We start from the raw sequence: 11,165 nt of genomic DNA, 5'->3' as shown, positions 1-11,165 counted from the left end.
AGGCTAGGGCTTCAATTCCAGGACAGTCTTTCCGATGCGGATTCGCTGGCCGGGCTCCACTGCCTGGGCGCGTGAGAGCTGGTTGTCACCCACGAAGGTGCCGTTAGTTGAGCCGAGATCTTCAATGAACCAGCGCGATCCCTGCGGGAACAGGCGGGCATGGCGTCCCGAAGCGTAGTCATCATCGAGAACGACGGTGGCATCCTGAGCTCGCCCGAACATGATCGGTTGGCCGCGGAGGGGAATGCTGCTGCCGGCCAGTGGGCCCTCAACAACTTCCAATGACGTGGCGGCCTTGCGCGCAGGCACTTCTGGTTCCGCCAGCTCTGGATTCTTCTTCAGTTCCCGAGCGCTGGGCTTGCCGGTGCGTGCCCGCGATCCGATGGCCAAGTCGCGGCGCATCGATCCGACAACGCTTAATACGAGCAGCCAGATGAGGACCAAAAAGCCCAATCGGAACAAGCTTAGAACCAGGTCGTTCACGCGCGGCCTCCGTTGTTCGAGGTAATCAGCCGAAAGACGATTTTTGTCTGTCCGATAGTAATGATCGAACCGTCAAATATACGGGTTTCTTCCGAAATCTTCTTGCCGTCCACGTAGGTTCCATTGGTTGAACCCAGATCGGTGACGACGAAACTGGTTTTGCCGCGGGTTTCGACGCGCACATGCTGGCGGGAAACGCCGGAATCATCCACGGGAATATCGGTGCTGGCCGAACGGCCCAGCACGATGGAGTGGTGATGCAGGGCGTAGCGCTGTCCAGCGACCTCAAGAATTGCCTGCTTCTGCATGGGCTTCTTGGGGATCTCTTCAATCGGACGGACCGATGGACGTGGCTGTGCGGTTGTCGGCGGGGTGGCGGATGGCGCTGCGGGCGCTGCTGCTCGCTCTTTTGCCGGAGCCGAGGCTGCTGGGCGCGAGCTGGACTCCTTGACCGAGCTGGCAATCTCCATTTCTCCGGGCTTGAAATCGTCCTTGGAAACAAAATGGATCGTGATGTCGCCGTGGACCGAGTAGTCCTGGGCTGCCGCATGCTCAGCGGTGACCTTTGCCATTTCGTTGACGACGCCCCGCCCCCAACCCTGCGCGGTGTTGTAGTCCTTGGTGCTCAGCGAGACAACGAAGTCATTGGCTGCAAGGCTGCGGCCCTCGCTGATTGGCATGATTCCGCGGTCCATGTCATTGCGTAGCGCGGTAGTCAGTTCGACTGGCTTGAGATCTGCGGTGCTGGTGCCACGAAAGAAGCTAGTGACGACCTTCTCTAAGCCGCGTTCGACATTGTCGAGAAAGCCCATTATTCGTGCTCCTTCCTTAGGGTCCATGGCTGGTTATTGCGAGCCTGCATTCACGCCGTCCAAGCTGTGAACACAGAACTTCATATTCGATCTTACTGTTTTCAGCTGTGCAAATGCCGAAAAATCCTTGAGCGGCTCAAGTGCGTCAATATCAACGATAAATGCCCCAAAAAGGTTTCCCATGTGTCCCTAACCACAAATCAGGGTTTCGATTAGGTGAACGGAAAATGAGTGTGTAAGCTATTTCTTGTTGCAAAGAACGATGGCAACGAAAACAGAATATGCGCGAGTGGCGGAATTGGTAGACGCGCTGGCTTCAGGTGCCAGTGATCGCAAGGTCGTGGGGGTTCAAGTCCCCCCTCGCGCACAAATGGAAAATAACCCTTGATCTTCGGATCGAGGGTTATTTTTTTGTTTAAAAGAGCAACTGAATCGTTATCTTGCAGGGTGTGTCAGTTTGCCGGTGGCGCGCTGACATTGACGCCCCGGCGCTTGAGCAGGGCGGCCAGTACGCCATCGCCTGCAACGAGTTTTCCGGTGTGCGAGCCATCGTAGATGGTGCCGCAGCCGCACGAGGGGCTGCGATCCTGCAGGATCGCCTCGGTGATTCCCTGGTGCTGGACTAGATCCGAAACCTTCTGGGCACCAGCTATGAACTGCCCGCTGATGTCCTCGCCGTTGATGTCGATCACGCAGGCCCGGCCTTCCAGCACGTCGTGGCCATCGCCACCGACAATCTCCGCTGGCGGACGCGGAGTAGGGAGCTCACCCAATTCCTCAGCGCAGGCCGCAACGGCTTCTCCTCGTGCCACGGCCTCGACGATGGCAGGGTTTGCCTTCGCCTTGCCGTTGTAGCGGCAAGGGATGCCGGCCAGACAGGAACTAACGAGCAGCGGAGGTTGGGTCATAACAGCAGTCTAGCCACGTGGAAGCGCAATGCCGCCGTGCCATAGACTGCCCTTGGACAACGGAGAAGGGGAATTCCCATGGCGGTATCCAATGAGATATTCGAACTGAATGGAACTGCAGATCTGGTCAACGATCGGAAGATAATCAGGCTCGACCAGGAATCCAGCGACAAGTTGCCAAGCCGCGGACAGGTTGCGGTGGAACTTCTCCAGGCGCATGAAGGCCACGTGGTCGTAATAGATCCCGACGGGCGCCGAGGCCACTGGTTGGCCCTCGATGGACAGGGCGCGCCCCAGCTGTTGGCCGAGGCGGGGGATCAAGTGGAATTGACCGCCCGGGTCGCTAGAACCTGGCCGGAAACAGGGATTCCGCAAGACCTGGCCGGCGCCCTGGGCGAGGCTGGGGATCTGGATGAGATGTGGGCAGGGCTCACTGCCATGGCCCGCTGGGAATGGGTACGCTGGATCGGTGCGACCAAGAACCCTTCCACGCGCGAACGCCGAGTGGAGGCCAGTATTTCCAAGCTGCGTGATGGCAAGCGCCGGCCGTGCTGCTTTGATTTGTCCTCATGCACCGATCCCGAAGTTTCGAAGAGCGGAAAGCTAATCCAGTAGCACCCAGCTGCGCGCGGCGGATTCGATGCCGGTGCCCGGTGGGGTTGCCGGGCCGGTAATGAGGCCCAGCACTCCGCTGGACATGACGATCAGCCCCAAGGCAATCAGCAGGGCGATGGCGGCAGTGACCTTGGCAGGCCATTTATGCATGTTCACCGGCTAGTCTCCTTTGTTGCCCAGCGTCGATCCGCGGACAATCAACGAACTGGGCAGCATTGTCTGCAGTGGGTCAGGGGTCTTTCCATCGAGCAGCGCGCGCAGCTTCAATGCGGCCTGGCGTCCGCCTTCCTGGGCGTTGAGCTGCACGGAAGTGATGGAAGGGCTGGACGTTGCCGAGTAGGGAAGGTCGTCGAATCCGGCCACCGCAAGCTGCTGCGGAATGCGGATACCAAGCAGGCGCGAAGCATGCAGCACGCCGAAAGCGTGGTTATCGGTTGCGCAGCCCAGTGCGGTCACGCCCGATTCATGCCACTTGGGCCAATGCTGGCCAAAGGCTGCTGAAGCCGCAGTGACGTCGATCATCGAGCTGGCAACAGAAGATGGCAGCACTTCGATGCCGTACTCCCTTGACGCCGCCAGGAAGGCCTCGCGGCGCACTGCCAGGGTCTCGGTGCCGGTGCTGGCATCCAGGTAGGCGGCCTTGGTGTGTCCCTGTGCAGCGAAATGGGCTACGACTTCCCGCGCTCCCTGGGCGACGTCCATATTCACGGCAGGAATCGATGGATCGATGCCCGGGGCATCCAGGGCCACCAGCGGGAGGTTGCTCGAAATTTCCTCGAGGAAATCCTGGCTTGGGGCATGGACCAGCAGCCCGGCCGGACGGAGGCCCATGATCTTCCTCGTTTCGCTGGCGCTGGGGGAGACGCCGGCATCCGTGACCGAGAGCAGGAGCTGGTAGTCGCTAGCCAATACCGAGCGCACGCCAGCGATCACCTTGGCAAAGAAGGGGTTGGAGATATCCGGGGCCACCAGGACCACCAGCGAACTGACGCCCTTGGCCAGCGAGCTGCCGATGCTGTCGACGAAGTAGCCCAGTTCGCGAATTGATTCACGCACGCGCTGCTCATTCGCGGCCGAGACCCGGCCCGCCGACTTCCCGTTGGCAACAAGAGAGACCGTTGCGGTGGAAACGCCGGCGTGTTCGGCTACCATCGCTGCGGTCACGCGGCGTGGAGCGCGCGAGTTGCCGGACTTCTCACCATTCTTCATGGCTCCATCGTAGTCGGAGTTGTGACACGCGACAGCTTTGCGTTAAGCGCTTGACGATAGCATGGGGACGCGAAAGAATTATCAAAGGATGCCTATCCGCCCCACGACTTAGCTACCGGCCACCAGCTGGCAGAGCGAAGGAAGAAGCCATGACCCAGGACTGCAATGCCCCGCGCAAGATCATTTTGGACTGCGACCCGGGTCATGATGACGCCGTGGCAATGATTCTTGCCCATGGCAATCCCAAGATCGACCTGCTAGCCGTGACCACCGTGGCCGGCAACCAGACCCTGGATAAGGTCACTGCCAACGCGCTGGCCGTGGGTACCATCGCCGGCATTACCGGCATTCCCTTCGCGGCCGGCTGCGCCCGTCCGCTGGTGCGCGAAGTGGAAACCGCGGGAGACGTCCACGGGGTTTCCGGGATGGACGGGCCGGCCCAGCCGGAGCCGGGCATCGAACTCGATGGGCGCCACGCCGTGGACGTCATCATCGACCTGGTGATGAGCCATGAACCCGGTGAAATCACCTTGGTGCCCACCGGCGCATTGACCAATATCGCCTTGGCGGCCCGGAAGGAACCGCGCATCGTTGAACGCGTGCGCGAAGTGGTGCTGATGGGCGGCGGCTACCACACCGGCAACTGGTCGGCGGTGGCAGAATTCAATATCAAGATCGATCCTGAAGCTGCGCACATCGTCTTCAACGAGGCCTGGCCGGTGGTGATGGTCGGATTGGACCTGACCCACCAGGCGTTGGCCACCTCCGAGGTGGTTGAACGCATCGAGAAGATCGGCACCGGCCCATCGACCTTCGTGCGCGAGCTGATGGACTTCTTCGCCCGGGCCTACCGAGACCACCAGGGCTTCGATGCACCGCCGGTGCATGACCCATGCGCCGTGGCCTACGTGATCGACCCGGATATCGTGCGCACTGTCAAGGCCCCGGTCAGTGTTGAGCTGCGTGGCGAGCTGACCTTGGGGATGACCGTCACGGACTTCCGCGCGCCGGCTTCCGCCGACTGCAATACTTCCGTGGCGGTGGACCTGGATCACGAAGGCTTCTGGAATCTGGTGGTCGATGCGCTGGAACGTATCGGCGAGGTCACGCTCGGAAAATAGAACAACTTTGGCGCAATGTGGGGCAGGTCAATGCCAATGGCGTCCAGACCTGCATAAACTGGAGGCACACGCAGAGCAGGAGGCACCATGGCGGACAAAACCCCGCACCAGAACGTGACTTTCCCTTCTTCAGGCGCGCAAGCGCATGGCTATCTCGCCTTGCCGGAGTCCGGCAAGGGCCCTGGGGTCATCGTGATCCAGGAATGGCGGGGTCTGACCGACCATATCCGCGACGTTGCCGACCGGCTGGCCGCGCAGGGCTTCGTGGCTCTGGCTCCGGACCTCTATGGAGGCTGGGTCACCCACGACGGTGAAGAAGCCGGGCAGATGATGTCCCAGCTCCCGGAAGCCGCCGGGGCCCAGCTATTGAGCGGTGCCGTGGACTACCTTCTGGCCAATGAGCACGTCACCAGCGAGAAGCTGGGCGTCATCGGCTTCTGCATGGGTGGCGGTTTCGTGCTGCAGATGGCTGCCCAGCAAGGCGGGAAAATTGCCGCGGCCGTGCCTTTCTATGGCGTCGGCCAGGGTGTGCCCAACGATTTTTCCGGAGTCCGCGCGGCCATCCAGGGCCACTACGCGAACCTGGACCAGATGTACTCGCCGGCTCAGGCGAAGGCTCAGGAAGAGCAGATTCGCCAGGAATCAGGCGCGGAAGTCCAGTACTTCTACTACGACGCCGATCATGCATTCCACAACGACGAGAACCCTGCCGGCAACTACGATCCCGAACAGGCTGCCATCGCATGGCAGCGCGCCGTGGACTTTTTGCAGGCTAAAGTGGCCTGAAGGCCATAAAGTGTTACCCATCACTTAATGCATCACTCATATAAGGAGAACAATATGTCTGAAACCATCATCGTAGGCGTAGACGGTTCCGAAACCGCACAGCGCGCAGCCCGCCGCGCTGCAGAACTCGCCGTCAAGCTCGACGCTGACCTGGTGGTCATCACCGCTCACGCTTCGGATAACACCGAGGTCGTTTCCATCGGTTCCGATACCTGGATCCTGGATGACGCAGAGCAGGCCCGCAAGCTCGCCCAGCGCGTAGCCAACGACGTGAAGAACGCTGTGCCAGGCGTCAAGATCACCGCTGCTGCCGGCCACGGCAAGCCAGGTGACGTGCTGATCTCCGACGCCGAGGACCGCAAGGCTTCGATGATCGTTGTCGGCAACGTGGGCATGAAGGGCCTGGGCCGCGTGCTCGGTTCGGTAGCTTCCTCGGTGGCCCACTCGGCACCATGCGACGTTCTGGTCGTCAAGACCGACAAGTAGGCCTCCCCGGCTTGCGCGGACGCAGGCGGGCACCGGTTCACCGGTGCCCGCCTGCGCCATTTAACCCGGCAGAGCGTAGGCTTAACCCGTGCAGAAACTTCGAATCGCCTACGCAACCGGCGTCACCCCCGGCAAATGGATGGACCGCTTCCAGGAACGCTATCCTGCCATCGAGCTGAAAGCCTGGCGCCTGGATGAGGGGGAAATCCTGGATCTGTTGGCCAATGGCGAGGCTGACGCAGTATTCGTGCGCTATCGCGGCGACTCGCCCAAGGACGCAACGCGCCACGTCATCCCGCTTTACGAGGAACTCGAAGTGGTCTGCGCGGGCAAAGACCACGACGTGGAGTACTTCGAAGAATCCGTTCCGCTGGAGACCGTAGAGTCCTTCCCGCAACTCGACTTGGCCGACTACCCGGAATCCGTGGGCGGCATTCCGGTAGCGATGGAAGTTGTCGCTTCCGGAGCCCAGGTGCTGCGCACCACGCAGTCCATTGCCCGGCTCTTCGCCCGCAAGGACGTGGTGGTGCGCTTCATTGAAGACGGTTCGCCAACCCAGGTGGGCATCGCCTGGCCTACCGCCACCGAAGACACCGCCTTGCTCGAAGAATTCATCGGCATTGTGCGCGGACGTACCGCCAGCTCATCGCGCCAGACTTCGGTGCGCAACCAGGAGCAGAAGGCCAAGCGCGTCAATGAGCAGAAGAAGGCCAAGGCGAAAGCCCAAGCCAAGGCAAAACAGCAGGCCAAGAGCTCATCCAAGAAGCCACAGGGTGCCAAGGCAAAGCCACGCAAGCACCGCTGACAATCCAATACGTGACGCGCGTTACGTGAGAGAGTTAGGGGTATGAAGCAATTCGATACCCTCAGCCTGAGCACCCAGGGCTCGGCCCTCATCCTGACCGTCAACCAGCCGAAGTCGCTGAACGCGTTGGCAAAAGAGGTCGTCAACGACCTTGAAGCCTTCCTGGACTGGTTCGAGGCCACCGGCTATGAATACCGCGGCGTGATCCTCACCGGTGCCGGCGAGAAGTCCTTTGTCGCCGGCGCCAATATCGTGCAGCTGCGCGAAATGGACCCGGCGGCGGCGCTGGCCTACGGGCGCCAGATGCACGCGGTCACCGAACGCCTGGAGAAGCTGCAGGTTCCAGTGATCGCCGCAGTCAACGGCTTCGCCCTGGGCGGCGGCTGCGAACTCGCCCTGGCTTGCGATTTCATCTACGCTTCCGAGACGGCCAGCTTTGGGCAGCCGGAGGTCAACCTCGGGCTGGTGCCCGGCTTTGGCGGCATGGTGCGCCTGCCGCGACGTGTCGGCAACGCGATGGCCCGTGAATTGGTTTTCACCGGCCGCCGCATCAAGTCCGAGGAAGCATTGCGCATTGGCCTGGCCAACCGCGTTATCCCGGCCGGGGAACTGATTGACCAGGCCGTGGCCACCATCGAGGAGATCGCGAAGGTGGCACCGACGGCCGTTGGCAATGCCAAGGCCGCGATGGTGGACATGGACGCGCTGAACACCCATGACGCCCTGCTGGTTGAAGCACAGTCCTTCCAGCAGGCCTTCGGAACCGCCGACTCGGTGGAAGGCCGTGCCGCCTTCGTCGAAAAGCGCGCCGCGGTCTTCCCGGGCAACTAGCCGGGGCGCCGACCATGCACTACGGGGCGCACCCGGACCAGCAGGTCCGGTTCTACGAGCCGGAACGCACCACCGCTCGCGGAGCGGTGATGATCATCCACGGCGGATACTGGCGTGAAAAGTACACCTCTGGCCTTGGCGTGCCCCTGGCAGAGGATCTGGCCGCCCGCGGGATCCCTGCCTACAACCTCGAATACCGGCGTGGGCCGGGCAGCGCGGCGAAAATGCTGGCCGATGCCCGGCTCGCGCTGGGCCTGGTCAAGGAAGAAGGGCCGATCACGCTGATCGGCCATTCAGCCGGAGCGCAATTGGCCTGCGTGTTGGCCGCCCATGATGCACGGGTCTCCCAGGTGATCAGCCAGGCCGGGGTCCTGGACCTTGAAACGGCGCAGCGCCTGAAGCTCAGCGGCAGCGCGGTGGACGAGATGCTCGCAGGCGCGCCATTGGGCGCCTGCAATCCGGTGGAATTATGGCCAATGCATGCCCGTGTCGTAATCTTTCATGGACGGGACGATGGCGATGTTCCGGTAAGAATTGCCCGTATCGCAGCCCAGAAAGCGGCTGCGCTCGGACAGGAGCACAGCTTCTCGCTGTTCGCGGGCGACCACTACACCTGGATCGATCCGCACAGCAGCCAATGGGCTGCCTGCGTGCGTGCCCTGTCCCCACTGCATTACTGAAGGAGCAGCATGAACCCGACCGTGATCGGCGAGGCCCTCGTTGACGTCCTGGCCTCCGGCATTGCCCCAGCCCAGGAGTTCGTTGGCGGCAGCCCGTTGAACGTCGCGGTTGCGCTCTCCCGCCTGGGGTACCCGGGAACCTTGATTTCCCGCTGGGGCGCCGATGACAAGGGCCGCAAGATCGAGGATTACCTCAAGGACAACAACGTGGCATACCTGGGCGGAGCCGATGACCAGGCCACCGTCATTGCCCATGGCATCCTCGACCCGGCCGGCGGCGCGGCCTTCGCGTTCAACGCCTACTGGCAGATGCCGACCATCGGGCCGGAGCTGGCCCAGGATGCCGAGCTGGTGCACACCGGCTCCATCGCCACCCTGTTCAGCCCCGGAGAACTGCTGCCGCTGCTTTCGGCCGCGCGCACCCATGCCACCATCAGCTACGACCCGAACCTGCGCCCGTCGCTGGTCACCAACCATTCGCAGACCGTGGCCGAGGTCGAGCGATTCGTCGGCCAGGCCGACGTGGTGCGGGTCTCCGGCATCGACCTGAAGTGGCTGTACCCGATGCGCTCGGTCCAGGACTCGGCCCGTGCCTGGCTGGACATGGGTCCCGCGATCGTGGTGTCCACCGCAGGCTCGCGCGGGTCCTGGGGCGTCGTTCGCGCCGGCGACGCCGAATTCACTGCGCCGTCGGTGGAAGTCACCGATACCGTGGGTGCCGGCGATACCTTCACCGCCGCGCTGCTGTGCTGGCTGGCCGAACATGGCCTGATTGGCGCGGCCAACCGCGAAAAGCTGAACCAGCTGCAGATTGCGGAGCTTTCGCGAGCCCTGGAATTCGCGGCCTTGGCCGCCGCGGTGACCGTGCAGCGTGCCGGGGCGAACCCGCCACGCCGCCAGGAGCTGTAGATGATCAAGCTGATCGCCTCGGACCTCGACGGCACCATTGTCGCCAAGGACGGCACCATCTCCGAACGCACCCAACGTGCCTTCATCCAAGCCCGCGACGCTGGCATCCAGATCGTCTTTGTCACCGGACGCCCCTTCCGCTGGCTGAGCCCGATCATTGAAGCCTTCGGCGGGATGGGCACGGTCATCTGCTCCAATGGCGCGGTGCTCTACGACCTGGAACAAGACGAAGTGATCTGGTCGCGCACGCTCAGCGCGGCTACCGCGCGGCGGGCGAGCGAAATCATCCTGGAGCTGGAACCGCGCGCGTCCTTCGCTGCCGAGACCACCAAGGGGCTGCACCTGGGTGAAGGCTTTGCCGACCGCCACCACAACTTCGGGGTGCAGGCAGTCCTGGATCTGACTAGCGAGTCAATTGATTCCGAGGGCATCGTGAAATTCCTTGCCCGCTCCCAGCACCTGCCGATAGACAAGTTCTATTCCTCGGTTGAGCCGCAGCTGGCAGAACTGGTATCGGTGACCCACTCCGCCTTCGACGTTTCCCTATTGGAAATGGCGCATGTGGATATCCACAAGGCCACCACGCTGCATGAATACTGCCAGCGCCTGGGAATTGCCGCAGCTGAAGTGATGGCCTTCGGCGACATGCCCAACGACATCGAAATGCTCGAATACGCCGGCCACGGCTACGCGATGTCCTCCGGACACCCCATGGCGCTGGCCTCCGCCCGCTTCCGTGCACCCTCGCTGGCCGATGACGGGGTAGCCCAGGTCATTGAAGGCCTGCTGAAATGACCTACGCCTTTTCGCACCGCGGCGTACGCACGGGCAACGAGGAAAACACGCTGGCAGCCTTCCAGCGCGCCGCAGACCTGGGCATCACCCATCTGGAATCGGATGTGCACGCCTCAGCCAACGGCACGGTCTACCTGTTCCATGACCAGAGCCTGGACCGGGTGACCGACGCGAGCGGGAATTTCAACGACTTCACCGACGAGCAGCTGGCAATGGTGCGGGCCGGAGGGGAACCGCTGTGCACGCTTGATGCACTGCTCGATGCGTTCCCGCACGCCACACTGAACCTGGACGTCAAGGACGAGCACGTGATCGGCCCGCTGGCCGAGCTCATCGAGCGCAGGAAAGCCCATCGGCGAATTGCCCTCGCGTCCTTCTCCACGGCACGCAGCGCCGCGGTCGGCCACCTGCTTTCCGCTCCGATACGGCGCTCGCCGGGTCAACGGGAAATTGTCGCCATCTGGCTGTGCGCCCACCTGCTGGGCTGGGTTCCCAAGCGGCTGCTGGCAGGCTTCTGGGCGGTCCAGGTGCCGCTGAACCAGGGCATGCTGCCGGTAGCGACCCGTCGATTCATCAAGGCGGTCCACCGAGCCGGCGCCCAGGTGCATGTCTGGGTCATCAACGACGAGCCGACCATGCGGCTGCTGATGGAGCGCAAGGCCGACGCCATCATGAGCGATGACGCGGCCTTGCTGGCCAGGGTTCTGGGCTCTTGAACTGCGGCC

15 protein-coding genes and 1 tRNA gene are annotated in these 11,165 nt (G+C 62.5%); 11 read left to right on the top strand and 5 right to left on the bottom strand.

The window, feature by feature from the left end; all coding sequences use genetic code 11:
• Window positions 1-3 precede the first annotated feature (3 nt).
• Complete coding sequence (locus EDF61_RS08060) at window positions 4-483, bottom strand: FHA domain-containing protein FhaB/FipA (protein WP_105658670.1); 480 nt, start codon at window positions 481-483, stop codon at window positions 4-6.
• Complete coding sequence (locus EDF61_RS08055; RefSeq protein WP_166650741.1) at window positions 480-1,295, bottom strand: FHA domain-containing protein; 816 nt, start codon at window positions 1,293-1,295, stop codon at window positions 480-482. The genes EDF61_RS08060 and EDF61_RS08055 overlap by 4 nt, the downstream gene beginning before the upstream one ends.
• A gap of 283 nt (window positions 1,296-1,578) precedes the next feature.
• Here EDF61_RS08055 and EDF61_RS08050 point away from each other — a divergent pair.
• A tRNA-Leu gene (locus EDF61_RS08050) sits at window positions 1,579-1,662 on the top strand.
• Between the two features lie 85 nt (window positions 1,663-1,747).
• On the opposite strand, the gene EDF61_RS08045 is transcribed toward EDF61_RS08050, so the two are convergent.
• The gene (locus tag EDF61_RS08045) at window positions 1,748-2,203 is read right to left on the bottom strand and encodes a 2-thiouracil desulfurase family protein (RefSeq protein WP_133833747.1); all 456 of its coding nucleotides are present in this window, start codon (window positions 2,201-2,203) and stop codon (window positions 1,748-1,750) included.
• Between the two features lie 78 nt (window positions 2,204-2,281).
• On the opposite strand from EDF61_RS08045, the gene EDF61_RS08040 reads away from it, so the two are divergent.
• Window positions 2,282-2,818: a YdeI/OmpD-associated family protein gene (locus EDF61_RS08040; protein WP_133833746.1), complete on the top strand. Its 537-nt coding sequence runs from the start codon at window positions 2,282-2,284 to the stop codon at window positions 2,816-2,818.
• Here EDF61_RS08040 and EDF61_RS18750 read toward each other — a convergent pair.
• Together EDF61_RS18750 and EDF61_RS08035 are read right to left on the bottom strand one after the other, a co-directional pair.
• Complete coding sequence (locus EDF61_RS18750) at window positions 2,807-2,974, bottom strand: hypothetical protein (RefSeq protein ID WP_166650740.1); 168 nt, start codon at window positions 2,972-2,974, stop codon at window positions 2,807-2,809. The two genes, EDF61_RS08040 and EDF61_RS18750, sit on opposite strands and share 12 nt — an antisense overlap.
• Before the next feature lie 3 nt (window positions 2,975-2,977).
• Window positions 2,978-4,027, bottom strand: a complete 1,050-nt coding sequence (locus EDF61_RS08035) for a LacI family DNA-binding transcriptional regulator (RefSeq protein WP_133833745.1) — start codon at window positions 4,025-4,027, stop codon at window positions 2,978-2,980.
• A gap of 149 nt (window positions 4,028-4,176) precedes the next feature.
• Between EDF61_RS08035 and uriH the strand changes: the two genes are divergently transcribed.
• The 9 genes from uriH (at window position 4,177) to EDF61_RS07990 (ending at window position 11,156) form a co-directional block, all read left to right on the top strand.
• Window positions 4,177-5,148 (top strand): uridine-preferring nucleoside hydrolase UriH, encoded by a 972-nt coding sequence (gene uriH / locus EDF61_RS08030; protein ID WP_133833744.1) that lies wholly within the window; start codon window positions 4,177-4,179, stop codon window positions 5,146-5,148.
• Between the two features lie 87 nt (window positions 5,149-5,235).
• Window positions 5,236-5,934: a dienelactone hydrolase family protein gene (locus tag EDF61_RS08025; RefSeq protein WP_133833743.1), complete on the top strand. Its 699-nt coding sequence runs from the start codon at window positions 5,236-5,238 to the stop codon at window positions 5,932-5,934.
• A 54-nt stretch (window positions 5,935-5,988) separates the two neighbouring features.
• Window positions 5,989-6,420 carry a universal stress protein gene (locus EDF61_RS08020; protein WP_038992696.1) on the top strand — a complete coding sequence of 144 codons (432 nt, stop codon included), beginning with the start codon at window positions 5,989-5,991 and terminating at the stop codon, window positions 6,418-6,420.
• Window positions 6,421-6,508: 88 nt separating this feature from the next.
• Window positions 6,509-7,225, top strand: a complete 717-nt coding sequence (locus EDF61_RS08015; RefSeq protein WP_133833742.1) for a LysR family transcriptional regulator substrate-binding protein — start codon at window positions 6,509-6,511, stop codon at window positions 7,223-7,225.
• Window positions 7,226-7,267: 42 nt separating this feature from the next.
• Window positions 7,268-8,056 (top strand): enoyl-CoA hydratase/isomerase family protein, encoded by a 789-nt coding sequence (locus EDF61_RS08010; RefSeq protein ID WP_133833741.1) that lies wholly within the window; start codon window positions 7,268-7,270, stop codon window positions 8,054-8,056.
• A gap of 14 nt (window positions 8,057-8,070) precedes the next feature.
• On the top strand, window positions 8,071-8,736 hold the full coding sequence (locus EDF61_RS08005) for an alpha/beta hydrolase (protein ID WP_133833740.1): 666 nt from the start codon (window positions 8,071-8,073) through the stop codon (window positions 8,734-8,736).
• A gap of 9 nt (window positions 8,737-8,745) precedes the next feature.
• Window positions 8,746-9,645 carry a PfkB family carbohydrate kinase gene (locus EDF61_RS08000; RefSeq protein ID WP_133833739.1) on the top strand — a complete coding sequence of 300 codons (900 nt, stop codon included), beginning with the start codon at window positions 8,746-8,748 and terminating at the stop codon, window positions 9,643-9,645.
• A complete protein-coding gene (locus EDF61_RS07995) occupies window positions 9,646-10,440 on the top strand; it encodes an HAD family hydrolase (RefSeq protein ID WP_105662188.1) in 795 nt (264 codons plus the stop codon).
• Entirely contained in the window at window positions 10,437-11,156 is a 720-nt protein-coding gene (locus EDF61_RS07990; protein ID WP_133833738.1) for a glycerophosphodiester phosphodiesterase family protein, read from the top strand. Before EDF61_RS07995 ends, EDF61_RS07990 begins: the two co-directional genes overlap by 4 nt.
• Window positions 11,157-11,165 lie beyond the last annotated feature (9 nt).

This window comes from Arthrobacter sp. JUb115, assembly GCF_004365035.1.
Taxonomy (GTDB): Bacteria; Actinomycetota; Actinomycetes; order Actinomycetales; family Micrococcaceae; genus Glutamicibacter.
The sequence above is the reverse complement of the archived record's forward strand: the minus strand, read 5'-3'. Positions and strand labels throughout refer to the sequence as shown.

What these genes read in the sequence shown, in the direction of transcription:
- EDF61_RS08020 (WP_038992696.1), top strand. Translation starts at nt 5,989, where the DNA reads ATGTCTGAAACCATCATCGTAGGCGTAGACGGTTCCGAAACCGCACAG.
- EDF61_RS08005 (WP_133833740.1), top strand. Translation starts at nt 8,071, where the DNA reads ATGCACTACGGGGCGCACCCGGACCAGCAGGTCCGGTTCTACGAGCCG.
- EDF61_RS08010 (WP_133833741.1), top strand. Translation starts at nt 7,268, where the DNA reads ATGAAGCAATTCGATACCCTCAGCCTGAGCACCCAGGGCTCGGCCCTC.
- EDF61_RS08040 (WP_133833746.1), top strand. Translation starts at nt 2,282, where the DNA reads ATGGCGGTATCCAATGAGATATTCGAACTGAATGGAACTGCAGATCTG.
- EDF61_RS07990 (WP_133833738.1), top strand. Translation starts at nt 10,437, where the DNA reads ATGACCTACGCCTTTTCGCACCGCGGCGTACGCACGGGCAACGAGGAA.
- EDF61_RS08055 (WP_166650741.1), bottom strand. Translation starts at nt 1,295, where the DNA reads ATGGGCTTTCTCGACAATGTCGAACGCGGCTTAGAGAAGGTCGTCACT.
- EDF61_RS07995 (WP_105662188.1), top strand. Translation starts at nt 9,646, where the DNA reads ATGATCAAGCTGATCGCCTCGGACCTCGACGGCACCATTGTCGCCAAG.
- EDF61_RS08035 (WP_133833745.1), bottom strand. Translation starts at nt 4,027, where the DNA reads ATGAAGAATGGTGAGAAGTCCGGCAACTCGCGCGCTCCACGCCGCGTG.
- EDF61_RS08000 (WP_133833739.1), top strand. Translation starts at nt 8,746, where the DNA reads ATGAACCCGACCGTGATCGGCGAGGCCCTCGTTGACGTCCTGGCCTCC.
- EDF61_RS08025 (WP_133833743.1), top strand. Translation starts at nt 5,236, where the DNA reads ATGGCGGACAAAACCCCGCACCAGAACGTGACTTTCCCTTCTTCAGGC.
- uriH (WP_133833744.1), top strand. Translation starts at nt 4,177, where the DNA reads ATGACCCAGGACTGCAATGCCCCGCGCAAGATCATTTTGGACTGCGAC.
- EDF61_RS08045 (WP_133833747.1), bottom strand. Translation starts at nt 2,203, where the DNA reads ATGACCCAACCTCCGCTGCTCGTTAGTTCCTGTCTGGCCGGCATCCCT.